Source organism: Rhodococcus sp. NPDC058521, assembly GCF_042719695.1.
Classification (GTDB): domain Bacteria; phylum Actinomycetota; class Actinomycetes; order Mycobacteriales; family Mycobacteriaceae; genus Rhodococcus_F.
Genome location: NZ_JBHXNL010000007.1, coordinates 33,849 through 59,746 on the forward strand (window position 1 = coordinate 33,849; position 25,898 = coordinate 59,746).

A 25,898-nucleotide genomic window follows, 5' to 3' on the forward strand; every position below is an offset into this window, starting at 1 on the left:
GACGGGGCCGGGGTGCGCCCCAACTTTTCGATCGGTAGCCAACGCCCGGCCAATTCCGGCAGTGAATCCTCGAGTTCGGGCAGTAGGTCCGACAACGTGAGCACCACGAGGTCAGGGTCCGCGTCCACCAGCGTTTCCGGTGAGACGATCGGGATGTCGGTACCGGGCATGCGCCGACCCTGCTTGGTAGGCGACGCGTCCGCAACGGAGGCGAGCAGACTCCGATCGACCTTCGACCGGCACAACAGTGCCACCGCCCGGGATGCTGCACCGTACGCGTGCACGGTCGATCCCTTCGCCCGTAGCTCGGCGAGGCCGTTTCGCAGGTCTTCTGCGTCGAAATCAGCCGCATCCTGCACGGTTCGCACCCAGGAGGCGTCTGTGACTCCCAGACGCGCTTCCTGCTCGAGGATCGCGGTGACGCTCGGTCCCGGCCCTCCCGCACGAGTCGCGGCCACCAGCACCGTCCCGCCGTACAGGTCGAAGGTCCACGCCTGCCTCGGTACGAGACCGGCCGAATGCAGCAGCCGGGCGAGCGAGCTGAGACTGTAGTACGCGAAGTGTCCGTGGCGCAGTGCATTCCATTGGCCACCTCGCACGATCGACACGAGAGAGTGAAACTGCAGGAGCAGGACACCACCCTCGGCCACCGCCGCCGCACGCCGTGCGAACGCCTCCTGCTGATTCGGCTCGTGCATTATTCCGAAACAGTCGACGACTACGTCCGCCGCCTGCCCTTCTGCGCTGGGCAGGAGCCCCGAAGTCGCCAACAACGGCAGCCAGGACCCCCCGTGTGGACTGCCGAACTCTCGGACCGTCGTCCCGGACAACCATCCTTCGCGAGCGACCCGCTCGACAGCGTCGGCAGCCTGCCTCTGCAATGCCAGCGGTTCGACCCCTCGAGGTTCGTCGGCGACGGTGTCGTCGTCGAGGAGTTGGGCGAGTCCGCACTTTCGGCACACCCCCATCGCCAATGGATACACGGTGTCGACCGCTGCTTCGGTCATCACCGTCGGGAAACTGTCGGCGGCCGGCACCGCCCCGAGGTCCAGGACCGGCTCGGGGTCGGGCTCGCCACACCCACGGCAGCGCCCGTTCGTCGGCTCGATCATGCGAACGCGCCCTCTCCAAAGCCGCGAACAACTCGCATCGACCGGCCCCTGTGCGCAATGATCCAGATATGCGCGTACAGACCAGCGATCTCGCCGGCATTCTTCTGTTCCTGCCCGAACCGTTTCACGACGAGCGAGGCTTCTTCACTCGAACCTTCGATACCGAGACGTTCGACCGTGCCGTCGCCGAACACAGCACGGACGCAGTGGACAACAACGCGAGGGCCGCGCGGTTCGTTCAGGATTCCCAGTCCCGGTCCAGTCGCGGAGTGATCCGTGGCATGCACGGTCGGCGCGGTGCGGGCGAGGCAAAGCTCGTTCGGTGTGCCCGCGGAGCCGTCCACGACGTCGTGGTGGACGCGCGACCGCAATCGCCGACCTTCGGGGAGAGTCGAGCCTTCGTACTCGACGACAGCACGTTCGCCCATCTGTTCATTCCTCCCGGCTTTCTGCACGGATTTCAGGTTCTCTCCGAAGTCGCCGACGTCTGTTACCGCATCGACCGTGCCCACGATTCGAGCGAGGACATCGCCGTTGCCTACGACGACCGCGATCTCGCGATCGACTGGCCGTCTGCTCCCACTGTCATGAGCGAAAGGGACCGCAACGCAGGCACTTGGCACGAGGTCCGGTCACTTCTGACCTAGGCGCCCACGGCAACGAAACGCATCGAGTCGTCCAGCGAGCCGGACTCCTGCAGCGTCTTCAGTCTCGCGAGCCGAGTGAACCGTCCGTCGAAGTCGGCCTTCGTGAGTCCCGCCGCCACGTATTCGCTATGCAGTTCGCGGGCACCGTCGAGAATCGACCACTGCGCGCGGTACCCCGGAAATGCGGCGCGGATCGCAGAGAAGTCGACCCGATACGAACGCGGGTCGGCACCGTGCTCCCCCGTGATGCGCAATCGCGACCCGGGAACGGTGTCGACGACGGCGTCGGCGATCTGAGCCACCGTGACGTTGTTCGACTCGTCCCCGACGTTGAACGCCTTGCAGTGAATCTTCTCGATCGGTGCTGCCAAGGCGTGCACGTTCGCCGATGCGATGTCCTTCGCGTGAACCAGCGGACGCCACGGGGTTCCGTCCGACAACACCAGCACCTCCCCGGACAGCACGGCGTGACCGACCAGATTGTTGAGCACGATGTCGGCCCGCAAACGGGGCGAGAAACCGAACGCAGTCGCGTTCCGCAGGAACACGGGACTGAACCCCGAGTCCGCAAGGTCGGTGACGTCGCTTTCCACCCGAACTTTGCTTTCCGCGTACGGAGTCAGCGGCCGCAACGGCGCCTCCTCCGACACGAGGCCCTCCCCTGCTGCGCCGTACACCGAGCAGGTCGACGCGTACAGGAATCGTCGCACGCCGGCGTCCTTGGCCAGTGCTGCCAGCCGAACCGAGGCGTGATGGTTGATGTCGTAGGTGATTTCGGGCGCGAGCGCACCGAGCGGGTCGTTCGACAGTGCGGCAAGGTGAATCACCGCTTCGAATCCGGTCAGATGATCGACTGTCAGATCCCGAAGATCGACCGCCAGCGTCTCGGGATCGGTCGGGCGCGAACCGAGAACGCAGCCCGCGAAAAGCCCGGAATCGAGCCCGACCACCTCGTGCCCCGCAGCCACCAACTGCGGAACCATCACCGTGCCCAAATACCCCTGATGACCGGTTACCAGAACCCGCATTACCCTGCTCCTCCGAAATCGACGACACACTTCTCCACGACGAACGCTTCCGCGTATCGCGCCTTGCACTGAACTCCACGCAATCGCGCCAATCCCACGAACGACTCCCGGTCGAACCAATCGCGGTCGAACTGCGACGGATACGCCGCGTGCAGGATCTGCACCTTCTGCTCGACGACCTCGCTCGTGAGGGGTTGGTGGACGACGGGAGTGGGTAGATCCGATTCCCATTTGAGGATCTCGTACCCGAGAACGACATGGTCCCTGAACTCGGTGAACACCAGTTCCGCGAGCGTGCGGTGGTCCTGGTGAGCATCGTGGCGTCCGGGTGCGAACACGATGTCCGGCTCACACGATCTCCGAAACTCCGCCAGTGCGTCCTTCGCCTCGTCCCAGTGCGCCGGAACCCTTCCGTCCGGTAGCGCGAGAATCGACGCTCGAACCTCGTTTCCGGGGAAGAGCGCGGTCAGAGCGGCACGTTCTTCGTCCTCACGTTCGGACCCCGCGCCGGTGAGCACCAAGGCGTGCACGCGAACATCCGGGTTCGTTCGAGCGATGTGAAGCAAGGTTCCGCCGACCCCGATCGCGATGTCGTCGCAATGGGCTCCCAGCACCGCGATTTCCCGCATCGGTCCAGAACGAAGAGCGATCACGCCGTCACCAGGTCATCTCGCTCCCAGAGCATCCAGGGCCGTATTCCCTTGTAGTAGTTGGAATCGAGTTCGGCGCGTTCCTTGAACGTGTCGGCCGGCTTCCAGAATCCGTCGTGCTGATAGCCCAACAGGCGACCCTGGCCTGCGAGAGTGCCACACGCATCGGCGACGAGGTCACCACCCGGCGGAATCAGATCGAAGACTTCGTGCGTGAGAGTGAAGTAGCCGCCGTTCTCCCAGATTGGGAACTCGCTGACCGGGGTGATCTGTTTGACCTCACCGGTCGGAGTCACGTCGATGCAGTGGAACGAGGACTGCGGTGGCACGGCAAGCAGAGACGCTGCGGCACCGGTGGTTCGCGTCTTCTCGATCATCAGATCGAGCGGCGCATCGGTGAGCGTGTCCGCATAGTTGGCCAGGAAGTACTCGTCGTCACCCAGATACTTGCGTACTCGCCGAAGTCGTTCACCGATCGGTGATTCCAGCCCCGTGTCCACGAACGTGATCGTCCAGTCGGCGATGTCGGCGCCGAGCAGATCGACCGATTCACCGCGCATGACGAAGTCGTTAGACTCCGTCTCGTCGTACTCGAGGAAGTACTTCTTGATCTGTTCACCCCCGTAGCCGAGGCAGAGGATGAACTCGTTGTGACCGTAGTGCGCGTAGTAGCGCATCACGTGCCAGAGAAGTGGACGTGGCCCCACCAATTGCATCGGCTTGGGCAGCGAATCGCCGCCATCGGCGCGCATGCGCATGCCGTACCCACCGCAGAACAGAACTACCTTCATGTCGAGCCCTTCAGAGTTTTTCGGATCCGAGCGCGGAGACACCTGCGGCTTCGAGCGCGCGGTGCAGTCGAGGAAGCGGGTACACGATTTCTGCACCCCAGTCGCGGACGTACTGCAGCTGTGCCGTGATCTCGTTCTCGAGATTCCACGGCAGCACCAGAATCACATCGGGGCGATCTTCGGCGATGCGCTCCGGTGGGAGGATCGGAATTCTGGTGCCGGGAGTGAATCGCCCGTGTTTGTAGGGATTGCGGTCGACTGTGTACGCGAGTAGATCCGGCCGGATGCCGCAGTAGTTCAGCAAGGTGTTGCCTTTGCCGGGCGCCCCGTAGCCCACGACCGTACGACCGGCCTTCTCGCAGTCGAGAAGGAACACGAGCAGGTCACGCCTGATTCTGTTGGCCTCTGCCTGCAGACCCAGATAGCCGGCCGGATCGTGCAGGCCGGCCTCGGCTTCCACGGCGAGGACGCGGTGGACCTCGGGCGAAGGCTCGATTCCGCGGTCGGCCGGGGTCGCCCACACCCTGATCGACCCACCGTGGGTGTCGAGAATTTCGACATCGACCACCGAGAGCCCCGCGGTAGCGAGGGCACGCTGCGCCGACAGGACCGTGTAGTACTGGAAATGCTCGTGGTAGATCGTGTCGAACTGAGCCTTGGTCACCAGTTCCAGAGCGTGATGTACCTCGATACTCACGTAGCCGTCGTCGGCAAGCAGGGCCCGAAGCGATCGCGTGAACCCGAGAAGGTCCGGGATGTGTGCGTACACGTTGTTCGCGACCACGAGGTCGGCCCCGCCGTGGTCGCGCCGCACCCGAGCCGCCGTTTCCTCGGTGAGGAATGCGGTCAAGGTGGGAACTCCACGATCGACCGCTGCCGCCCCGACGTTGACCGAGGGCTCGATACCCAGGCAGGGAATGCCCGCACCCACGGCATGTTGCAGCAGGTAGCCGTCGTTGCTCGCGACCTCGACCACGAACGAGTCGGAGCTCAGGCCGAGACGTCCGACTGCCGAATCCACGAAAGCCGCTGCGTGTGCAACCCAACTCGTCGAGTACGACGAGAAGTACGCGTACTCGGTGAAAGTGTCCTCCGGTGTGATCAGCGCCGGAATCTGCAGGAGCAGACACTGCTCGCACAGCCTCAGGTGCAGCGGAAACGTCGGTTCCGGGGCGTCCAGTTCCGATGCGGACAGAAACTTCTCGCACGGAGGAGTTGCGCCGAGGTCGACCACGCTGGTCAATCCGACCGTGCCACAGAGGCGGCAGGTCGCCTGGTCGACTGCATCGAACGCTCCGGGTTCGAGCATCGCGAATCCCCTCCCTACAAGGATGTCTTGTTCACCGAACTTCCGTCGGATTCGCTGACTCGCATCCACCCAACCCCGCTCTCGAGCGAGTGACGGTCTGCCAGTTTCGCGTTTGCAATCCTTGAGTCGGTTTACGTCGACAAGACGTTACACCGAATGCGACACACATCACTCTTCAAAGATTTTACGTTCCGCTGTAACGTTTCGGCCGCCCGAAACAATCTATCGGTAGGTTTCTTGGGCGGATCCACGAACCCCCCTGCAAACCATCCTCGCCATCAGGGGGTGTCGGCTCCAAAGCAGCAACGAAGGGCGTTCCATGGTCACCGAACTACAGCCGACGCGCGGTGCTACCTCGAAACGACGCCTCGCAGGACGCGTCCGTCCCGTTCGCTCCACCGAACAGCCGAACTCCTGGCGTCGCGAGTACACCAACGGACTGCGCGTGACGGATGCGGTGGTGGTCGTCGGAGCCGTGAGCGTCGCTCACTTCGTCCGTTTCGAAGCCCTCGACGGTGCCGAGTCGGGCGCCCTCGCAACCCTCGCCATCAGTGCAAGTATCGCCGTCGCCTGGCTGGCCCACCTCGTCATCCACCGAACGCGATCGCCTCGAGTCGTCGGCGCCGGCCCGGAGGAATACCGAAGGGTTGTTTCATCCACCGTGGGACTCTTCGGAATTCTCGCCATCGCCTTGGTTCTCCTCCGCGTCGACATTGCACGTGGGTACCTCGCGATTGCCCTCCCGCTCGGGCTGTTGGGGCTTCTGCTCACTCGGCGGGCATGGCGAAAACGGCTCGCGCGTCTACGCCGGTCCGGCAAGTGCTCGACGACAGTCCTCGTCGTCGGAGGCCGTGATGCGGCAACGAGTCTCGGGGAATCGTTCGCCCGCGACACCTCCACAGGATTTCGAATAGTCGGGGTGTGCGTTCCCGGAGGGGAAGTGCCGACGGGGGCGGACTCCGTCTCCATAGTGGGCGCGGCGGTCCCAGTGTTCGGAGACGAGAGACACGTCGTCGATGCGCTCGCCGCCACCGGGGCGGACACGGTTGCCGTGACTGCAACGGAGCAACTGGGGCACAGCGGAATCCGTCGCCTCATCTGGGACATCGAACCGCACGACGTGGACCTGGTGGTCGCACCCGGGGTCGTCGACGTAGCCGGGTCACGGTTGGCGATGCGACCTGTCGGAGATCTTCCGTTGCTGAACGTGGAGAAGCCCCAATACCACGGCGCCGCGCGGTTCACGAAAACGGCATTCGATGTCGTGTTCGCCTCTGGGGCACTGATCGCCACCGCACCGATAGCTGTGGCGATCGCCGTGGCCATCAAGCTCACCAGCCCCGGACCGGTCTTCTACCGATCCGAACGAATCGGACTCGACGGCAAGCCCTTCCAGATTCTCAAGTTCCGCACCATGGTCGTGGATGCGGATGCGCATCTCGCAGCACTGCTCGAACAGAACGAGTCCGACGGGGGCGTCTTGTTCAAGATGCGCAATGATCCGCGAGTAACCAGGGTCGGTCGTGTACTTCGCCGCTACAGCCTCGACGAATTGCCGCAGTTCTTCAATGTGCTCAAGCGTGACATGAGCGTGGTGGGCCCTCGCCCACCGATTCAGCGCGAGGTCGACGAGTACCAGTCGCACGTACGCAGGCGTCTCCTCGTCAAACCCGGAGTGACCGGACTGTGGCAGGTCAGCGGACGCTCAGACCTCTCATGGGAAGAGTCGGTGCGCCTAGATCTCTCATACGTCGAGAACTGGTCGATGATCCAGGACCTGCTGATCGTCGCGAAGACGGTGCGCGCCGTCACCAGATCGGAAGGCGCGTACTAGACACCGGTCAGGACGCGGTTTCGCCCGGCACCTCCGGCCACACGCCCGCCCAGGCATCGAACGGAAACTCGTCCAGAAAGACCTTCGCGCCCAATACATCCCGAATTTCCTTGCCGAGACTGTAGGACCCGTTCTCGTCGTAACCTGCCATGCCGCACACCACGAGCGCGTCCGACACGACTCCCCTGACGCCTTTGGTCGCAGCGTCGACCATGTCGCCGAGGGCTTCGTACTCGGTGCACCCGGCTCGGTGCCCTTCGCCACGCAAGGCGCAGTCCTGCGCGTATTCCTGTATCCGCCCGACCAGGGTGTCGTGCACCGCGCGCATCTCGCTGAGCCGGCGACTGTCACGCCGATACTTGCCGGGCCGTTCGTCGCCGTATTCGGCGACGTATCTGTCGACGGTGGCGATCGCCGCATCGCCGATTCCCAGCCAGGCTGCGCTCGCAAGCAGATGGACGGCCGGATAGAGGGTGTCGAGTGCGACCGCCCGATAACCGTCGGCAAGCGGCAGCCCGGTCTCCGGCACCCACGAGAGGGAGTACGAATCCCAATCGATCCCTCGGAACCCCAGTCCCCCGCGCTTCTGGTCTCGGATCAGCGAAACGTCACACGAACGCAGCGCCCGAAAGCCGCTGTCGTTACCTGCACTCTCGGCCCCCACCCGGACGAGAACGACGTCAGCGTTGGTTCCGAAGGGTGCGAAATGTACGTCGCTGGCGCCGTCACGGTGCGCCGTCCGAATTCCGTCCAACGGCTCGGAGACCGGCTCGAGAAAGGTGAGCAGAAGTTGATTCTCCGCGATGTCGCGAAGGAGACCGGAGACCGACTCGTCTCGGGTATGACGAACCAGCGCGAACACGCACGCCGTGTGCACGGCGTAGACGAGGGCCGTGGATGTGCAAGAACGCGCCAGAGTGCGCACGATTTCACAGGCATCGACGCTGGTCACGCCATCGCCGCCGTACTCGACGGGCACAGTCGCGGACAGTAGCCGTGAGTGGCACAGTGCGTCTACCGCCTCGTGCGGAAACCGACCCTCGCCGTCCACGTCTGCTGCCCAACGCCGGACGACCGTGTTGCCGACCATCGTCGCCCTGTCCACAGCAGGCCTGCTGTCGATGCTTCCCATAGCCACCCGTGCCCCCTAAGACAAGGATCAAGTCCACGCCGCCGATATTGTGCAAGTTTCGACCGACCTGACCGAACCCCACTCGCGCCGCCCCCGCAGGCGCCCAACCTGCCTCGTTCCTCGGTTTGGCGCGACCGAAGGACGTTACCGGCAGGTTGTGTGAGTAGAAGGTAGCACCGTTTCCGCGGTTCGGCCATTGAAGATTCCACCAAAAATGACCGTTAACACGACAAACGGTCGTGGTCAGACCCGTAGACGACGTGCCGCGAACTGACGGAAGTAGTCGACCTTCGAATCGGGTACCAGCACGGGAAGCATCAGACTCCACGCCGCGTTCATGTCGGACGCGACGCGCTCACGTGAATCGGTTGCCGCCGCCACCAGGCGGACGCCGCCCAGAACTGCAAGAAGCAGGCGGGCGAGCTGGTCGGTCGCAATCTCGGGCCGCAGATCCTCGTCCTCGGCCGCAGATTCCACGAGCGATTCGAACATTTTGTTCCACTCGTCGAAGACCGGCCCGTCGGACCCCCGATAGTCGCCGATTTCGGCGAGGAGACGCAGCGTGGCATGCCACGGCAGATCGAAAGCAGCCGTTTCCACTGCAATGCAGGAAATCCCGATGATAGCTTCGAGAGCGGGTGTTCTGCTGTCCATCCACTGCGCGGATTTTCGAGCAATGTGCGCGCACCCCGCGTCGATCACGGCACGGGCAAGCTCTTCCTTCGACCCGAAATGAAAGTACAGCGCGCCCTTCGTGACGTGGGACTCGGTGATGATCTCGCTCAGACTGGCATTGGCGTATCCGAGCCGAGCGAAGACACTTGCGGCGCCCTCCAGCACGGCTTCGCGTGTCGCTTCCGCGCGCTCCTGCCTCACCATGTCCAGTCCCTCTCGACCTCGTCGGCGCCTGTTCGTGCCTGCATTACGTCACGATGTCGATACTTGTCACGTAACAGTGCTCTTCGCGCAGTGAAACATACCCCAGTCCATGTTTTCGTTGGGTGACGCTCGATCCGACGCGGAGTGCGCGTCGGATGTGCGCCCGGCGACCGGTCACCGAGAAGCGTCTTCGATCTCGGGATCGGCCTCGAGATTGGTGAGTCCGTTCCAGCACAGATTGACCAGATGTGCGGCGACGACCTCCTTCGACGGTGTTCGAACATCCAACCACCACGTAGCCGTCGTCGACACCATGCCGACCAGCGCTTGCGCATACAACGTAGCGAGACCCGGGTCGAAACCACGTTTCGAGAAGTCGCTGGCGAGCAGGTGTGCGACCTTGTTGATCGCCTCGTTCAGAAGACTCGAGTACGTGCCGTCCGGAGCGGACACCGGTGAGTCACGAACCAGAATCCGAAACCCGTCCGTATGCTCCTCGACGTAGGTGAGAAGAGCGAGGGCAACCCGCTCGACGCGAACCCTGGATCGGTGCTGAGTCAGGGACGACATGACCATCTCGAGCAGCCTGGACATCTCACGATCGACAACGACGGCGTACAAGCCTTCCTTGCCCCCGAAGTGCTCGTAGACCACCGGTTTGGAGACGTTCGCGCGCTGCGCGATCTCCTCGATCGATGCGGCCTCGTAGCCCCGCTCGGCAAAGAGCGCCCTTCCGATCTCGATCAGTTGCTGTCGACGTTCCGTGCCGGTCATCCGAATACGGACCGTGCGCTGTTCGACCCCGTCCGGCCGGGCTGGTCGAGACACTGCTGCCACCGTTCCTCTCGAGTCGCATGCGACGGGGCGGAGACGATCGACCGCCGATCGCCGCAGGTCGCACCCACTCTAGCCGCTCGGCCGCCCGCGAATGTCGGAGCAGTTCGACCTACGGCGGGTCTTCGTGCGAGGATTCTCACGCGCGGACGAGTCTCACGCTCGCCCGGGCGGTATTCCGCCGTGGTGTAATGGCAGCACCTCTGATTTTGGTTCAGATAGTTCAGGTTCGAGTCCTGGCGGCGGAGCGGGTTCCACCAGAGCCAGACGAACACCCCGAGCAAGCTGAACGACCCGAGGGAGCTTCATGCCAGTGCAGACCGCCGTGGTCGTCCTAGCCGCAGGCGCCGGAACTCGGATGCGGTCGAAAACCCCCAAGGTTCTGCACACACTCGGTGGGCGCACCATGCTCTCTCACTCTCTGCACGCGGCCGCGGCCGTCGATCCGGCACATCTGGTCACGGTCGTCGGTCACGACCGAGAACCGGTCACCGCGGCCGTCGAGGACTTTGCCGCGCGCTCGGGAACTGCAGTCGTCACTGCCGTTCAGGAAGAGCAGAACGGCACGGGGCACGCCGTCGGGTGTGGCCTTGCCGCCCTCCCCGATGACTTCGACGGAACTGTGCTGGTGACAGCGGCGGACGTGCCCCTCCTCGATGGCGAGGCTCTGGCCGCACTGATCGACACGCACAACGAGGCACCGGCAGCCGCCGTGACGGTCCTGACCTCCACCGCCCCCGAACCCAAGGGATACGGCCGCATCCTGCGAACGACCGACGGCGAGGTCAATGCGATCGTCGAAGAAGCCGACGCGACCGAATCGCAGAAGTCGATCACCGAGGTCAACTCGGGCGTCTACGCCTTCGACGCCGCGACACTTCGCACCGCGTTGTCCGAACTCCGTTCCGACAACGCGCAGGGCGAGCTGTACCTGACGGACGTCATCGCCATCGCCAGACGGGCCGGGAAAACGGTCCGCGCCCGAATGGTCGAGGATTCTCTGCTTGTCGCCGGTGCCAACGACCGTGTCCAGTTGTCCGTACTCGCCGGTGAACTGAACAGACGCGTACTCGAGCGCTGGATGCGGGCCGGTGTCACGGTCGTCGACCCGGCCAACACCTGGATCGACGTGGATGTCACCCTCGCCCGCGACGTCACTCTGCAGCCGGGCGTCCAACTCCACGGCAACACCACCGTCGGGGAAGACGCCGTCATCGGACCGGCCACCACCCTCGAGGACGTCACGGTGGGCGAGGGCGCGACGGTCGTACGCACACACGGCAGCTCGTCCACCATCGGTGCGTCGTCCACCGTCGGACCGTTCACATACCTGCGACCGGGCACCGTCCTGGGACAATCCGGGAAGCTGGGCGCGTTCGTCGAGACCAAGAACGCAGAGATCGGCGCACATTCCAAAGTCCCCCACCTCACGTACGTCGGTGATGCCACAATCGGTCGGCACAGCAACATCGGTGCGTCGAGCGTGTTCGTCAACTACGACGGCGTCAGCAAGAGCCGTACTGTGGTGGGGTCGCACGTCCGGACCGGATCGGACACCATGTTCGTCGCTCCGGTGCAGGTCGGTGACGGTGCTTACACCGGCGCCGGCACGGTGTTGCGCAACAACGTACCGCCGGGGGCGCTCGCCGTCTCCGGAGGTCGCCAGCGCAACATCGAAGGATGGGTGGAGAGAAACCGCCCGGGTACACCCGCGGCCGAGGCAGCCTCGGCAGCGGCAAGTCAGAATGCAGCAGATCAAAAGGATGGCAACGAGCAGTGACCTCGAATTGGATCGACAACCAGAAGAACCTCATGCTCTTCTCGGGTCGTGCGCATCCGGAGCTGGCAGAGCAGGTCGCGAAGGAACTCGACATTCGGGTTACGCCGCAGACCGCACGTGACTTCGCCAACGGCGAGATCTTCGTCCGCTTCGAGGAGTCGGTGCGAGGCTCGGACGCCTTCGTCCTGCAGAGCCACCCGGCGCCGCTGAACACCTGGGTGATGGAACAACTCATCATGATCGACGCACTCAAGCGTGGATCCGCGAAGCGCATCACCGCGATCCTGCCGTTCTACCCGTATGCCCGTCAGGACAAGAAGCACCGCGGCCGTGAGCCCATCTCCGCTCGCCTCATCGCCGACCTGCTCAAGACCGCCGGCGCTGATCGCATCATCACGGTCGATCTTCACACCGATCAGATCCAGGGCTTCTTCGACGGCCCCGTCGATCACATGCACGCGCAGGGTCAGCTGGCCGATTACATCCGTGCGAACTACAGCACCGACAACATCGCCGTGGTCTCCCCCGACTCCGGACGTGTGCGCGTTGCCGAGAAGTGGGCGGACACCCTCGGCGGCGCGCCGCTGGCGTTCGTCCACAAGACCCGCGACCCGCTGGTCCCGAACCAGGTCAAGTCCAATCGCGTCGTCGGTGACGTCGAGGGGCGCACCTGCATCCTGATCGACGACATGATCGATACGGGTGGCACCATCGCCGGCGCCGTGAAGATCCTCAAGGAGGCCGGTGCAGGCGACGTCGTCATCGCTGCCACGCACGGTGTCCTGTCCGACCCGGCCGCCGAGCGGCTCGCGAATTGCGGTGCGCGTGAGGTCATCGTGACCAATACACTTCCGATCGACGAGGCGAAGAAGTTCCCGACCCTGACCGTTCTGTCGATCGCCCCTCTGCTCGCGCAGACGATCAAGGAGGTCTTCGAGAACGGCTCCGTCACCTCGCTGTTCAACGGACACGCCTGACCGACCCCACCTGTGCGCCTTTCGGTAGCTTCTGCTATCGAAAGGCGCACAGTCGTTTTCAGACCATGCGGTCGGAAAAGTGTGTGCTGCACAGGCTTTCCGGGTTCCCGATACCTCCCGGATGATCTTCGTCACGCCATCCGGAAGAACTGCAGGTCGCAGTTTCACGGTTGTGGTTCGAGAGCGCCGAGTCCCCTACTGTGGCTCGTCGTGATCGACGCGCAAACACTCTCTCCGGGCACCGACATCCACGCGATTCGCAATATTCGGAGGTGGACGCCAGGAGACTGCGTCTGGTGCGGAGACAACCGGTCGGTGGAGATGTTCCGCAACGAACCCCGCTGCGGAACGTGCCGTGAACAAGAGTCGATCATCGACGAGGCCCGCAAGTTCGTCGGCATGTACGGCCTACGCCCCATCGGCGGAACACTCCAGGCGGACGACGACGAAGAGTACGAACATCGCCTCGGCGCCCGCGATGCCCGCCGCGCACTCAACGAGACTCGACTCGACGAACTCCCCGATCCCGCGGCGGTTCGCAAGGCGCTGCGTCCGCGTGCCGCGACCGTGGTCGCAGAGTCTCCCGGTGCCGCCGCTTCGAACGGCGAAGCCGCCGCGCCGAAGTCCCGCTCCGGTGCGACCAGTCGTCCGGCCGCACCGCGTCAGCAGTCACGCTCCGCTGCTTCGTCACCCGCCGAATCGGTCGATGTGAAGGCTCTGGAAACTCGCGTCGCCGGACTGCTCGATCAGCTCGGAAGCATCGATGCCGAAACCGCGAAGATCGGCGAGCCCGCCGGCCTGGCAGCGCGCGCCCGACTGAGCGACCTGACCAAACAGCGCGCCACGGTGTTGCGCACCCTGGCCGCCCTCGAGAAGGCGCGCATTGCTGCCAGCAACTGACGCAGGTTCAGTCCTGCAGCTGCGCGGGAATTTTCGTGTAGTAGGTCAAGACCGCTTCGTAGAGTGATTTCACCTTGTCCGGCGTGAACCCGGCGAACTCGGCGATGTACTTCATCGCGGGTACCCAACGCGAGCGCAGTAGTTCGTTCAGTTCGCGGGGGATCTGTTCGATCTGCTCGTCCATCGTGAGGAACTTCGGCAGGAAGCACTGAGTGACCGTCTGCAACGACATCGTGCGGGTGTCCCCGAAGAACAGCCAGTACGGGAATCGGTCGTCGAGCTTCCCGACGTAGTCACGGATCTCGTCGATCTCGAACGGCTCGTCCGGTTCGTCGTCCCACCCGTCGAATCGGAGATCCACCGTTCCCTGCGCCCGACGGGCGATTTCAGGGGTGTCGGTGAGCGCGTTCAGAAGTGCCAGAACTCGATCGGTATCGCCTGTCTCGATCTCCTCGCGCGTGACCACCACGAACGTCGAGTCTCGGACCACCGGCTCCGACCTCCCGGCTTCCGGGACCGGGTCCGGCTGTTCCGGGTCCGGGTCCGGCCGGACCGGATCCGGTGACGCCACCGCGAACCCATATGTCGAAGCCGCCTGCTCCACGAAGGACGCGGCAAGCTTCGTCTCGATCTCGGCCATCTCGATTGTTGCGATGATCCATTGGCGAGTCCCCGGTGCGGAATTCGCGTAGTCGCGAAGCGACGCGACCTTGGTGTCACACCACTTGTATGCGGGCGTATCGGGATGCATGCGCTCCTGCGCATCCCGGTAGACCGCGACGAGCCCGTTCAATGCTCCGGACAACGCCTTCTCCACCGCAGGAACGTCGGCGTGCAGTAGATGCTCACGACCTTCGGCATCCATCACAGTCCCCAGGTCTTTCGCCCCTCGGCGACGCGCTCGTAGTAATAGATGTTGGTCCTCATCCCGATCCAGATCCACCACGCCATGCTGATCGCCGTGTCGAGACCGTAGGGAACGTTCAACGCCACCGTCGTTACACCCAGCGCGACGGCCACGACCAATACGACGATCGCCTTTCGCCAAAGCCCCAGGTAGAGCAGGTAGAAGACCGTGAAGAACGCCGCGCAGAAGTTCATCGTGATCTTGATGCGATCGCGGAACGAGAGCGCCCTGAGCGCCGCTGCGTACTCGACGTCCGGTTTGCCCCACCCCGGAGTTCCGTACGTATCGAAGAAGCCGAATCTGAACTGCCACTTGCCGCTACGTACCGGCGCGGGCGCAGCTGTGAGCCCCGTGTGTTCGTGAGCCATGAGATCCCCCCGTAGAACATCGATCGAAGGTCAAACACTACCTGTTGCGCAAATCCGAGCCCGAATACGTACTCTTCTCCCAGCATCAGGGACGCGTCTGGGGTCGCATTTCGCTCCGGCTCACAGAATTCGGTATCTGCAGTTCGGTCGAGTTCAGGACAGGTCACAGATTTCAGCTAATTGTTGGTAATTGCAGTGGTTCGTAGCAGTTAGGGGGTAAGGGTGTTTTCACCAGCAGGATCGCAACAGACTCTTCGCTTGCCAAGGAATGGAACCGGTTCAGTCACGGCGCGGCTATTCCAATTGCAAGCTCTGGGGCGTGGTCGCGTCGACAATCGCCTGGGCAGTTCGCGTTTCGATTGCCACACGCGTTGCCAACCGAGCGGTACGCTTCACATGGGTGCACGGCCGCTCCGGCCTGCACCCGAACGGAACCGCCGAGAAATCGGCGGTAGCGATTCGTCGCAACTACGAGGCTGGTTTCCCGACCGAAGCCCGAGTCGAGATGCCGTCGAAAGCGTCTCGTCGCTGCGCGGGATGGGAGTTGCCACATGAACGACGCTTGGCTGCACCCTTACTGGGGCCTCGGGTTCGCCGGTCCGGACGCATTCGGCCGTGCATACACCGAACTCCACGGTGCACGTTTGACCGTGACCGCACTATCGGAAGAGCTCGTGGAACTGACCGCGAGTATCGGCGATGCCCACGACACGACTGTGTGTGATGCGCGGTGGGGCGTGGATCGCATTCGAAACACTCTGGGACAGGTCCTCGAGCGGGTACTCCCGGATGGTGAGTCCACTTGGCTTCGAGCCGAGTTCGCCCTGCCCGTGGAGAATTCCGAGCGCATCACCAGCGCCGCGATGAAGACGGGGTCCTGCCAGCACTTCACCGTGGAATCGCTTCCGTTGCATCCCAGTGTCGAGTACGGCCTGGACTACACGCTCGAGCATCGCGCTGCGATGACCACGGCGCGGCACGGTACCGACCCCGTCCTGGTCGGGTGGATCGCGACCGAGTACCCGAACAGCGCGGTACAGGATCAGGCCCTTCTCAACACCTCCTGCCCCGAGGAAGTTCTACTCGGCGTCGCGCCGGACGAACGTGCTGCATCGGTACTTCTGCAACGAACCAGCCTTCCCGAGAACGTGTTCCAGAACCTGGCCGATGCGGAGAGTGCACGGTACATGCGATCCGCGATGCCGAGGCACCACTTTCCGCGACTGCTCCGAATCGCTCTGCATCCGGCGTGCCCCGAGGAACTCGCACTCGGCCTGGTGGCCCATGTCGTCAGCCCCGGTGGAGGCGCGAGGGTGTCGGTGGCCACGAAGGCGTGGGAGGCAGCGCCCGGTCGTCGGGATGCCATCCACCTCTATCTGCTGAGCGGCGGGCGCGCGACGAAGTACACCAACGCCTTGGTGGACGCGGTCGTCGGGACGCACGATCGGAACAGCCGGATCGAATGGCTACGTACCCGAAGCCGCCGCCTCGAGACCCTGGTCGACCGTTGGCAGGGAGCACACGCGTCGATGGCATGAACGGACACCTGTTTCCCGTTCACTCGATATCCTGTGCTCCACGGAAGCCGAGAGAGGGAGATAGGCCGTGTGCTCTCCGCGAATAATGTCCGAGGTGTACGAACGCATCGGGCGCCGCGCCAACGTCAGCCGTCGTGCACTGTTCGGAGTTCTCGGCGGTGCTGCCGTGGGGGCCACCCTCGCGCCGGCCCTGGCTGCAAGGGCATATGCCACCCCTGCCGACGCGACATCCATCGTGGACCTCACGCATGTCCTGACTCCACAGTTTCCGGTATGGCCCGGGTCGCGACAGTTCGAGATGCACACCGTAGCCAGCATCACCACCGGAAACGGGTCGACCGGCTCACTGGGCCCGATCGGCGGGAGCGCGTTCTATCTCAACGAACTCCGCTACGAAGAACACACCGGCACTCACGTCGACGCGCCGGCGCACGCCTCCGTGGACGGAATCACCGTCGAACAGATCCCGGCTGCAGACCTGATCGCGCCGATTGCAGTCGTCGACATCGCGGCACGGGCTGCAACGGACAACGACACCCTGCTCACCAGACAGGACCTCCTCGAGTGGGAGGAACGGCACGGTCGCCTTTCATCGCGATGCATCGTCGCCATGCACTCGGGCTGGGAAAGCCGCGTCGCGGCGCCGGGCGCATTCACCAATCAGGACGCACTCGGCGTGCAACACACCCCCGGATTCGCGCCCGAGGCAGTCGATTTCCTCGTACACGAACGTGACATCGTTGCGATCGGCTCGGACACACTCAGCATCGACGCCGGCCGAAGCACCACGTACGGAGCGCATCTGGCCGCCCTCGGCGCAGGGAAGTACGGTATCGAAGTTCTTGCGAATCTCTCCACGATCCCCGCGTCGGGTGCTACCTGCATGGTTGGGGCGCCGACTCACGCAGGTGGATCGGGTGGGCCCGCGCGAGTCCTTGCCCTGTTCTGACGCTCAGACCCTGTTCTGACACTCAGCCTCGTGGTGTCACTCGCAGTACCTGATCCGAATCCCCGTTGTCGGTCGTGACCAACAGCGACCCGTCCGGGGTCGGCGTGACCGAGCGGATACGGCCGTACTCGCCTTCGAGGCCTACCGCCTGCGCGGTAACCGACTGTCCGTCATCCGCCAAGCGCTGGAAGACAAGCTGCTTGCTCTTGAGCGCACCGATCACGAGGGCACCGTCCCACGGACCCCAGGACGAACCACCGACGAACGCACCACTCGCCGTCGCCAGGGTCTCGGGTCCGGAACTCCACACCGATCCCAGCGCACCCGGCACCCGAACGGGATCCGTCATGGGGACGGATTCGTCGTACCCGAACGGAATCCGGTCGGGCCGCCAACCGTAATTGCCCCCGGGCACCAACAGATTCACCTCGTCGTCACGATCGGTCCCTTGCTCGATCGCGTAGATGCGTCCGCTGCTCGGCTGCTGCGCGAGGCCCTGCAGGTTACGGTGCCCCAGAGTGTGAACAACACTGTCCGGACGAGGGTTGTCCGCAGCAGGCGTTCCATCGGCATCGACGTGCAACGTCTTTCCGCCGAGCGAATTCGGATCCTGCGGAACGGATGGTTGCGCCGTGTCGCCGGTCCCGACGAACAGAGTGCCGTCGGCGGCGACCAGGATTCGGCAACCGCCGTGCCGACCACCCTTGACAGGAATCCCGTCGATCACGGTGTCGCCGCGCGTGAGGTTCGTCCATTCCGGATCAACCGTCCACGTCACGACACGAACATCGTTGACGGCACCGTCCTGAAACCCCTGGCACGTGAACAACTTCCGCGAACGCTCGAAGTCGTCGGCAAGGGCGATCGCCATCAGACCGGTCTCTCCCTGGGCGTAGAGATCCGACAGATCGGCGGCGACAGGTCCCGCGCTCCCGTCGCTCCGGCGCACGACGAATCCACCGGAACGCTGACCGGTCAGGATGGCACCGTCCGGCGCTTGCACCACATCCCACGGATGGTCGAGACCTTCGAGCACCGGGACCACGTCCAGGTCCGGCAGCGTGTCCTCGAAGGGTGGCTGCTCAGGGGCGGGCCCTGCCTCCAGGCTGCCCGAATCGACACTGCCGGTGTCGAAGGGCAGCGGGTCTGCACAGGCCTGCCCGAAGGGCAGCATGACGATTGCCGTGGACATGAGGGCAACGGTGACGAGAGATCTGCGCACGGTGGTCTCCGAGTGACAATTTCCGACAATTCTTCGGAGTGAGTCTAGGGACTGCACATGATCGGGGCGGTGATTCTCGACAACCAACCCTGCAGAGTCGCCTCCAGACGCTGAGCGGCGCCACCTCGTTCGAGGCGGCGCCGCTCCGAATTCGGTCGATCAGCGTTTGGTGTCACGTCCGTCGACATCGGTCTCGATACGTTCTTTGCGAACCTCGTCCGAGACGGTCTGGTTCTCGGTGACGGTCTCGGTGCCGAGACGCACCTTTTCCACCGGCACTTGTTCCTTGTTCACTGTCACACGCTCCTCGTGGAGCGTGACGTCACGGTCTTCTTCGCCGATACCTCCGTCTCCCTTCAGGTTGCGGGCCTCGTCAGCGGAGATGGGCTCGCGTTCGACCACGACCTCCTCGCGGCTGACGGGAACCTCGACCTGCTGGTTCTCGGTCACGACGTACTTGCGCAGACGCGCCTTTCCGGTCGCTTCACGCTGCTTGTCCACATTCAGCTGCTCCTCGTGACGGATCACGGCGTCGTCGCTGGATGCCTGCGCTGTTCCGCTCTGATCGGTACGCGCGTGCTGTCCGCCCGCAGCTGCGGTACCAGCTGCTGTGCCTGCGGCTGCTGTGCCGGCGGCAGCGTTCCCCGTCGGACCGCTCTGGTCTGCGTTGCCGTTTCCGGTGGTGCCGGCATGCTTGCCGGTTGACGATGGATCGATTCCGTAGTGCTGGAAGAGTTCCTCTTCCTGACGTGAGGTGATTCCGCCCTCGGCATCGAGATGCGGAGCATCCTTGACGGCGGACTTACTCGGCGCGACGTTCAAACCGTCGTCCGAAACCTCCGCTCCGGCAAGGGGAACCAATGAATCACTAGTGCCGAACAAACCGGTTTTCACGGAGACCCACTTCGGCTCGTCGGTCTGGTTGTCGACATAGATCTCGCCGATCTTGCCGATCTTGTCCCCGCTCGGGTCGAACGCGTGCGCGCCGATCAACTTGTTGAGGCGACCTTGCGAAATGCTCACGTGGAACTCCCTTCAGTTGGTTCCCAGGCAATGACACCGGGCTCCGCCACAAACGGGCGAATGTGATGCGATGCGGTTCCTGCACCGCCCAACCAAGGCAAACATATTTGTTGCCGACACGCACCATCAGCTCATGTCTCGATTCGATGACGACACAGTAAAACGATCGCAGATATGCCGGTCATCGCCGTTACAAATGGGAATCCGAATTGCAGACATTCTCGCCTGAAATCGCTACTTATGTTGCGCATCAGGAGATTTCGGGCCGAGTCGCATTGTCTATTGCTTAAGATTAAAAACCAGAGTGAATAATTACTCCGACAATACGAACGAATCGATATGGGTGACACGCACGTAATTCACATCGCAGTTGCACAGAGCAACGCGAACCGATTGTCCGGGTCAACCCAAGACTTCTCCACAGAGAATCCGGCATCGACCAATTCTGAACCGATTCCGTCTACTGTGAACTTCGCCGAGATCTCGGTACGCACGAACTCCTCGGCATCGAACGACACCGACATCCCAAGTCCCCGGATATCAACCTCGACATCACGAGTGGCCCGTAATCGCATTTCGATCCATTCGTTGGCTGGGTCCCACACCGCTACGTGCCGAAAGTCGTCCAGCACGAAATCGGCCTGCAGCTCTCGATTGAGGACCCGAAGAACGTTCTTGTCGAACTCGGCGGTGACACCCGCCCGGTCGTCGTACGCGGCGACGAGGGTGTCGGTGTCGGTCACCAGGCCGACACCGAGCACCAGACTCTCCCCGGACTCGAGTACGTTCGCGATGCCGGACAGAAACTCTGCCCGTTCGGCGGGGACCATGTTGCCCAGTGTCCCGCCGAGAAAGACGATGGTTCTGCACCCTCCGCCGGGAAGGTGATGAAGCGACTCGGTGAAGTCACTGACCACACCGTGGACTGTGAGGGCCGGGAACTCGGTCGCAATCTGTTGCGTGGCATCTTCGAGGGCGCTGATCGACACATCCTGTGGCACATATGTGTGCAAGGTGCCCTCGGCCAAGGCGGCATCGAGCAGAAGCCTGGTCTTCTCCGACGAACCGGAGCCCAACTCGACGAGCACCTCGGGCCGCGCGAGTGATGCGATCTCACCCGAGAATCGCTGGAGCAGTTCACGTTCGGTCCTCGTCGGATAATACTCGGGCAAGGTGGTGATTCGTTCGAACAGCTCACTTCCATGCGCGTCGTAGAACCACTTGGGCGGCAACCACTTCGGGATCGAGGTCAGCCCGATCCGCACATCGTCGCGCAGTGCCTCCGTCAGCTGCTGCGGCTTCAGATACACGTCGACCGTAGGCTCGTTCACAGATCTCCCGTTCGTAGTGGTGTGACGATCAGATGCCCGGGGCGAACGGACACGATGTGCCGGTCCGGGACGGATTTCCAATTCGGGTCGTCGTCGTAAGGCTCGGAGGCGATGATCGACAGATTCTCGTCCACCAGAACGGACAGCGAGTGGTCCCACGCCGTGGCCCAGAGCTCTTCGCCGTTGCCGAGCAGCAGGTTCAGCCGCGAACCGGGGGCTGCGGCATCGACGTCCAGAACGAGGGACGCGAGGGCACGCACGGGCGGCTGCTCGCGAAGTCGATGCTGAAGCAGGAGCCACAGAGCAGCGGAATCGGTAGGGGCTTCGAGCCTCGACAGATCGGTCGCCGAAATGGGGGCGGCGAGGTCCGCCATCATGTTTGGCCACCCTCTGACGACCCCGTTGTGACTGAACGCCCACCTGCCGTCCACGAAGGGAGCGCATGCGCTTCGTTCCACCGGCATCGACTCGGTTGCCGATCGCACAGCCGCAATGAGAGCGCCTGTGTGAATATGGGACAGGGTCTCGCGCAGGGGCGGGTCCGCCCACACAGGTTGCGCAGAGCGGTACCGTCCCAGACCTTCGCGTCCCCACCACGCCACCCCGTAACCGTCGGCGTTGATGGTGCCACCACCACGCATGTCCTTCGGCGCCCAGGACTGACGAACCAGAGAGTGCGATCCGAACGTCAGAAGATCGCGTACCGAACAGGGTGGTCCGACGTAGCCGAGGTGACGGCACATCTAGGATCCCTTACCGGAAACATCTCGTGCACAACGGAATCCGGAGAAGATCTGCCGCCTCACCGGATGGTCCCAGTTGCGGAATGTTCCTCTGCATGCCACCTGATCGGTCCCGAAGGAACCGCCACGCAGTACGCGGTAGTCACCACCGAAGAACACCTCGGAATACTCGCGATAGGGAAACGCGACGAATCCTGGATACGGCTCGAACGGCGAGGAGGTCCACTCCCAGACGTCACCGATCAACTGGTGCACACCCAGCGCGGAGGCACCGGCGGGATACGACCCGACGACCGCGGGGCCCAGGAATCTCTGCCCCAGGTTCGCGGCGGCCTCGTCCGGATCTGCGTCACCCCACGGAAATCGGCGCGAACGGTTCGACACCGGATCCCACCGTGCCGCCTTCTCCCATTCCGCCTCGGTCGGCAAGCGCTTTTCAGCCCACTTCGCGTATGCCTCTGCCTCGAAGTAGCAAACGTGCACAACCGGTTCACGCAGGTGGATCGGGTCCAGGAGACCGAAACGACGCCGCCACCACGTCCCACACCCGTCGTCTTCCCAGAAGAGCGGGGCTGCGAGACCTGCCTCGAGTCGATGCTTCCATCCCCGATCGCTCCATAGTTCGGGTCGCTCGTACCCGCCGTCCGCGATGAACTCGAGATACTGCTGATTGGTGACGGGTGCGGTGTCGATCGCGAATGCCGGAACGTCCACGGGGTGCGCCGGCTTCTCGTTGTCGAGAGCCCACGGCTCGCGCGACGTTCCCATCGTGAATTCCCCGGCGGGGATGCACACTTCGTCCGTGGCCAGCCCACCTCCCACCCGCGGCGCAGTCGGTGCGGACAGGACGGGCTCGCCCTCCCTCAGCTGATGGGTGGCCAGCATCGTCTCTGCATGCTGCTGTTCGTGTTGGGCGATCATTCCGAACGCGAACCCCTCGCGGGCCAACGGCCCGGAAAAGTCCGTGGAATCGAGTACTTCCCAGGTCTTTTCACGAACGGTACGTACGTATGCACGGGCTTGCGCAGGATCGAGCAGCGGCAGTGCGGGCCGATCGGCGCGTGCGTGTCGGAATGCGTCGTAGAGTTCGTCGATATCACCCCGGACAGCGTCTCGTCCCCCGACCTTGCGTACCAACCACTGCTCTTCCTGGTTCCCGATATGCACCAGGTCCCACACGAGGGGGCTCATCAGAGGTGAATGCTGGGCGGTGAGGTCGGTGTCGTCCACACTGTCCGTGAGCACGCAGGTGCGTTCGCGTGCGACTTCGAGTGCTGCGCGGGTGCGTTCGTGAATATCGCTCACCGGGCGTCCCCCGGGGCTTGCCCCTTGCAACAGCGCTCCGCAGCCGCGTCCAACAGGCGAACGAACTCCGGATCCGGCGAATACGAAGCAGCCAGCGAAAGGAGAGCAGTTGCCGCAGAACGAAGATCGACGTCGGCCAGTCCGAATTCGGCTGCGTCGCGCCAACGCCCCGCAGTTGTCCGGGCCGCACCCCTCGCCTCGTCCATCGCGCCGGGACCCGACAACAGTGCGTCGAAGGCCGCGACCGGAACCCGCCACAGGTCACCGGGCTGCGCGTCCACATACCGCACTTCCAGATGCCCGGTCGCACGCACCGGAGGAAACATCGTGGTGAGGTGGTAGTCCAGATCGGCGTGGGTGGGCGGGCGGCCGATCTCGTCGTCGAGCACTCCGTCGATCCAGTCGCCGAACGTGGCACCCGTTGGCGGTGCCCAGTCGTCACCGTCACTGCGCACGCACATCAACGGGACGTCCAGCACCCACGTGGCGTACTCGCCGGCCCGAATCGAGCCCGCCGTGCGAGACGAGTCGAGACATAGCCAGGTTCGCATTCTTTGCGACGCCCAGGCACCCTCGGGAATCCCGTACAGCGACGGTGAACACGCGAAGGCGGCGACGAGCGCGGGGCCGACCTCGTGCAGCAACGACCACCGATCCTCGACAGCGCAGGGATCGTTACCGGCGTCGACGCTGACCTGGGTCGCGGCCGTGTTGCACATCATCAGCTTGCCGTACGGTCCGATTCCGTCGAATCGAGCTTCCATCGCGCAGTACCGCGGCGACTGCAACAACCGCTCGGGTGGGCGTGCGACATCGGCTGCCGCGCTGTGTAGGGAAATCGAACGCGCACTCAACAGTCCACGCAGGACCTTCTCGTCGGCCGAAAGGTCGTCACAGAGTTCGCGGGCCGATCGGCGGGGTTCGCTGGAGAGTTCCACCTGTCCGCCCGGCTCGATGGTGACGAAGCTGCCGTTCGGCAACGGCTCCGCAGGTGACCACGGGTTGATCGTCTTCGGCGCATGGGCGCCGAGCGCAGCCGCCATGTCCATGAGGTCGGGACGCTGGCCGTCGGTGCAGGCCGACATCCATTCCAATTCGGCACCGAGCAACTGCGGTGGAGCCAGATCGAAACACGTCGCCTCGACGTACGACTCCGCTTCGGCTCGCGAAGCGAGGTGCCCGTCCTCGAACATGTCGAACTCGAAGGGTTGAACTGCGGTAGCCATTCGACCTCCCGTCCCGGGTAACGCCAGAGCGTCATCACCGACCTTAGAACTCTGCGGCGACATGCGCACGCATACACGCGCTCCCGGCACCCACTACCTTGGAAACCACACTGCCCGCCGGAAAGGACACCCATGTTCGATCTCGCCCGCGCTCGTCGTGAAACGCCGAGTTGCACGGACAAGGTTTTCCTCGACAGTGCGGGCTCGTCGCTGCCGTCCACGGGCGTGCTCGAAACCGTGATCGCCCATCTGCGGCGCGAAGCCGAGGTGGGCGGATACGTGGCTCACGACGAGCGCGCAGCAGATCTCGCGGCAGTCAAGGAGTCGATCGGCACGCTCGTGCGGTGCGGTGCGTCGAACATCGCGTTGAGCGACAGTGCCACGCGGTCCTGGAACGATTTCTTCCAGGCAGTGCCCTTGCACGAAGGCGATCGCATCCTGATCTCGGAGGTCGAGTACGCGAGCAACGCGATCGCTACGTTGCAACGGGCGGGCAGGGTCGGCGCGGAAGTCGACGTCATTCCCAGCGACCCGTACGGCCAGATCGACCTGAGCGCCCTCGAGACAATGCTCGACGAGCGGGTTCGCCTGGTGTCCTTGGTGCACGTCCCGACCAACGGTGGCCTGGTCAACCCGGTACGTGAGGCGGCGGACATGGCCCACCGCGTCGGCGCACTCGTACTGCTCGACGCATGCCAGTCGGTCGGCCAGATCGACATCGACATGCCTGCGCTGGGTGTGGATGCGCTCTCGGCGACCGGACGAAAATGGCTACGAGGCCCCCGCGGCACCGGTTTCCTCGCCCTTCGACCGGGGCCGGACGAGGTGGTCCAACCCCGGGCACTCGACCTGCACGGTGGCGAATGGGTCGCCCCCACCGAGTTCGAGATGGCCGCCGATGCCTCGCGGTTCGAGTTCTGGGAATGCGATGTAGCCGCACGGCTCGGGCTCGGCGCAGCCGTCGAACACCTACTGGAACTCGGCACCGACACGGTGCAACGCGAGATCTCGGAGCGGGCCGGGTACCTGCGTGGCGAGCTGAGCAGCGTCCGCGGTGTCACGGTCCGAGACCTCGGCGAGCAGCAGTGCGGGATAGTCACGTTCACCGTCGACGGCCGCGATTCCAGGGACGTACGCAAGGCCCTCGCCGAGCGAAACGTGACCGTCACGGCCAGCGGACGATCCTCGACCCTCCTCGACATGACAGGGCGCGACCTCGAGTCCGTCGTACGCGCGTCACCGCACTACTTCGTGTCCTACGAGGACCTCGACACCGCGATCACCCACATCCGCTCCCTGTGAGTGGTGGGGGGGGGGGGGGGCTGGTGGTCCACACAACGGCACGTGTGAAAAAACATACAGTTTATGGGGGGGGCCGCCGCCCCCCCCCGCGGGGGCTTTGCGAAAACAAAC

23 protein-coding genes, 1 tRNA gene and 1 pseudogene are annotated in these 25,898 nt (G+C 63.8%); 9 read left to right on the forward strand and 16 right to left on the reverse strand.

The window, feature by feature from the left end; all coding sequences use genetic code 11:
- Window positions 1-110: 110 nt before the first annotated feature.
- Window positions 111-1,112 (reverse strand): annotated as a pseudogene (locus tag ACFWO3_RS13015) (class I SAM-dependent methyltransferase); the annotation flags it as partial.
- Window positions 1,113-1,180: 68 nt separating this feature from the next.
- Here ACFWO3_RS13015 and ACFWO3_RS13020 point away from each other — a divergent pair.
- Entirely contained in the window at window positions 1,181-1,759 is a 579-nt protein-coding gene (locus tag ACFWO3_RS13020; RefSeq protein ID WP_378577958.1) for a dTDP-4-dehydrorhamnose 3,5-epimerase family protein, read from the forward strand.
- Here ACFWO3_RS13020 and ACFWO3_RS13025 read toward each other — a convergent pair.
- The 4 genes from ACFWO3_RS13025 to ACFWO3_RS13040 are packed head-to-tail and all read right to left on the reverse strand — an operon-like array spanning window position 1,756 to window position 5,537.
- The gene (locus ACFWO3_RS13025; protein ID WP_378577960.1) at window positions 1,756-2,787 is read right to left on the reverse strand and encodes an NAD-dependent epimerase/dehydratase family protein; all 1,032 of its coding nucleotides are present in this window, start codon (window positions 2,785-2,787) and stop codon (window positions 1,756-1,758) included. The two genes, ACFWO3_RS13020 and ACFWO3_RS13025, sit on opposite strands and share 4 nt — an antisense overlap.
- Window positions 2,787-3,440 carry a PIG-L deacetylase family protein gene (locus tag ACFWO3_RS13030; RefSeq protein ID WP_378577962.1) on the reverse strand — a complete coding sequence of 218 codons (654 nt, stop codon included), beginning with the start codon at window positions 3,438-3,440 and terminating at the stop codon, window positions 2,787-2,789. The genes ACFWO3_RS13025 and ACFWO3_RS13030 overlap by 1 nt, the downstream gene beginning before the upstream one ends.
- Window positions 3,437-4,228: a glucose-1-phosphate cytidylyltransferase gene (locus tag ACFWO3_RS13035; protein WP_378577963.1), complete on the reverse strand. Its 792-nt coding sequence runs from the start codon at window positions 4,226-4,228 to the stop codon at window positions 3,437-3,439. The genes ACFWO3_RS13030 and ACFWO3_RS13035 overlap by 4 nt, the downstream gene beginning before the upstream one ends.
- A gap of 10 nt (window positions 4,229-4,238) precedes the next feature.
- A complete protein-coding gene (locus ACFWO3_RS13040) occupies window positions 4,239-5,537 on the reverse strand; it encodes a class I SAM-dependent methyltransferase (protein WP_378577965.1) in 1,299 nt (432 codons plus the stop codon).
- Between the two features lie 319 nt (window positions 5,538-5,856).
- Between ACFWO3_RS13040 and ACFWO3_RS13045 the strand changes: the two genes are divergently transcribed.
- Window positions 5,857-7,371, forward strand: coding sequence for a sugar transferase (locus ACFWO3_RS13045; protein ID WP_378577967.1), 1,515 nt, complete (start codon window positions 5,857-5,859; stop codon window positions 7,369-7,371).
- Window positions 7,372-7,378: 7 nt separating this feature from the next.
- Here the strand turns inward: ACFWO3_RS13045 and ACFWO3_RS13050 are convergent, their stop codons facing one another.
- From ACFWO3_RS13050 to ACFWO3_RS13060, 3 genes are all read right to left on the reverse strand, one after another.
- The gene (locus tag ACFWO3_RS13050; RefSeq protein WP_378578337.1) at window positions 7,379-8,503 is read right to left on the reverse strand and encodes an acyl-CoA dehydrogenase family protein; all 1,125 of its coding nucleotides are present in this window, start codon (window positions 8,501-8,503) and stop codon (window positions 7,379-7,381) included.
- A gap of 243 nt (window positions 8,504-8,746) precedes the next feature.
- Window positions 8,747-9,382, reverse strand: a complete 636-nt coding sequence (locus tag ACFWO3_RS13055; RefSeq protein ID WP_378577969.1) for a ScbR family autoregulator-binding transcription factor — start codon at window positions 9,380-9,382, stop codon at window positions 8,747-8,749.
- 174 nt (window positions 9,383-9,556) lie between these two features.
- Complete coding sequence (locus ACFWO3_RS13060) at window positions 9,557-10,156, reverse strand: TetR family transcriptional regulator (protein ID WP_378578339.1); 600 nt, start codon at window positions 10,154-10,156, stop codon at window positions 9,557-9,559.
- 237 nt (window positions 10,157-10,393) lie between these two features.
- Here ACFWO3_RS13060 and ACFWO3_RS13065 point away from each other — a divergent pair.
- The 4 genes from ACFWO3_RS13065 (at window position 10,394) to ACFWO3_RS13080 (ending at window position 13,873) form a co-directional block, all read left to right on the forward strand.
- Window positions 10,394-10,464 (forward strand) — tRNA-Gln (locus ACFWO3_RS13065).
- Between the two features lie 59 nt (window positions 10,465-10,523).
- A complete protein-coding gene (gene glmU, locus ACFWO3_RS13070; protein WP_378577972.1) occupies window positions 10,524-11,996 on the forward strand; it encodes a bifunctional UDP-N-acetylglucosamine diphosphorylase/glucosamine-1-phosphate N-acetyltransferase GlmU in 1,473 nt (490 codons plus the stop codon).
- Entirely contained in the window at window positions 11,993-12,973 is a 981-nt protein-coding gene (locus ACFWO3_RS13075; protein WP_378577974.1) for a ribose-phosphate diphosphokinase, read from the forward strand. The genes glmU and ACFWO3_RS13075 overlap by 4 nt, the downstream gene beginning before the upstream one ends.
- 210 nt (window positions 12,974-13,183) lie before the next feature.
- Entirely contained in the window at window positions 13,184-13,873 is a 690-nt protein-coding gene (locus ACFWO3_RS13080) for a hypothetical protein (protein WP_378577976.1), read from the forward strand.
- Window positions 13,874-13,880: 7 nt separating this feature from the next.
- Here the strand turns inward: ACFWO3_RS13080 and ACFWO3_RS13085 are convergent, their stop codons facing one another.
- Complete coding sequence (locus tag ACFWO3_RS13085; protein ID WP_378577978.1) at window positions 13,881-14,738, reverse strand: hypothetical protein; 858 nt, start codon at window positions 14,736-14,738, stop codon at window positions 13,881-13,883.
- A complete protein-coding gene (locus tag ACFWO3_RS13090) occupies window positions 14,738-15,148 on the reverse strand; it encodes a DUF2628 domain-containing protein (protein WP_378577980.1) in 411 nt (136 codons plus the stop codon). The genes ACFWO3_RS13085 and ACFWO3_RS13090 overlap by 1 nt, the downstream gene beginning before the upstream one ends.
- A gap of 551 nt (window positions 15,149-15,699) precedes the next feature.
- On the opposite strand from ACFWO3_RS13090, the gene ACFWO3_RS13095 reads away from it, so the two are divergent.
- Window positions 15,700-16,686 (forward strand): hypothetical protein, encoded by a 987-nt coding sequence (locus tag ACFWO3_RS13095; RefSeq protein ID WP_378577982.1) that lies wholly within the window; start codon window positions 15,700-15,702, stop codon window positions 16,684-16,686.
- A 67-nt stretch (window positions 16,687-16,753) separates the two neighbouring features.
- Window positions 16,754-17,635 (forward strand): cyclase family protein, encoded by an 882-nt coding sequence (locus tag ACFWO3_RS13100; RefSeq protein WP_378577984.1) that lies wholly within the window; start codon window positions 16,754-16,756, stop codon window positions 17,633-17,635.
- A 22-nt stretch (window positions 17,636-17,657) separates the two neighbouring features.
- Here the strand turns inward: ACFWO3_RS13100 and ACFWO3_RS13105 are convergent, their stop codons facing one another.
- The 6 genes from ACFWO3_RS13105 to egtA all read right to left on the reverse strand — a co-directional run bounded on the left by ACFWO3_RS13105 (window position 17,658) and on the right by egtA (window position 24,485).
- Complete coding sequence (locus tag ACFWO3_RS13105; RefSeq protein WP_378578341.1) at window positions 17,658-18,809, reverse strand: PQQ-dependent sugar dehydrogenase; 1,152 nt, start codon at window positions 18,807-18,809, stop codon at window positions 17,658-17,660.
- A 207-nt stretch (window positions 18,810-19,016) separates the two neighbouring features.
- A complete protein-coding gene (locus tag ACFWO3_RS13110) occupies window positions 19,017-19,880 on the reverse strand; it encodes a PRC and DUF2382 domain-containing protein (protein WP_378577986.1) in 864 nt (287 codons plus the stop codon).
- Window positions 19,881-20,239: 359 nt separating this feature from the next.
- Entirely contained in the window at window positions 20,240-21,211 is a 972-nt protein-coding gene (gene egtD / locus ACFWO3_RS13115) for an L-histidine N(alpha)-methyltransferase (protein ID WP_378577988.1), read from the reverse strand.
- Window positions 21,208-21,954 (reverse strand): ergothioneine biosynthesis protein EgtC, encoded by a 747-nt coding sequence (egtC, locus tag ACFWO3_RS13120; RefSeq protein ID WP_378577990.1) that lies wholly within the window; start codon window positions 21,952-21,954, stop codon window positions 21,208-21,210. Before egtC ends, egtD begins: the two co-directional genes overlap by 4 nt.
- Entirely contained in the window at window positions 21,955-23,259 is a 1,305-nt protein-coding gene (gene egtB / locus ACFWO3_RS13125; protein WP_378577992.1) for an ergothioneine biosynthesis protein EgtB, read from the reverse strand. It lies immediately after the preceding gene.
- Window positions 23,256-24,485 carry an ergothioneine biosynthesis glutamate--cysteine ligase EgtA gene (gene egtA / locus ACFWO3_RS13130; protein WP_378577994.1) on the reverse strand — a complete coding sequence of 410 codons (1,230 nt, stop codon included), beginning with the start codon at window positions 24,483-24,485 and terminating at the stop codon, window positions 23,256-23,258. Before egtA ends, egtB begins: the two co-directional genes overlap by 4 nt.
- A 132-nt stretch (window positions 24,486-24,617) precedes the next feature.
- Here egtA and ACFWO3_RS13135 point away from each other — a divergent pair, with 132 nt between their 5' ends.
- Window positions 24,618-25,787: an aminotransferase class V-fold PLP-dependent enzyme gene (locus ACFWO3_RS13135; protein ID WP_378577997.1), complete on the forward strand. Its 1,170-nt coding sequence runs from the start codon at window positions 24,618-24,620 to the stop codon at window positions 25,785-25,787.
- Window positions 25,788-25,898: the final 111 nt, after the last annotated feature.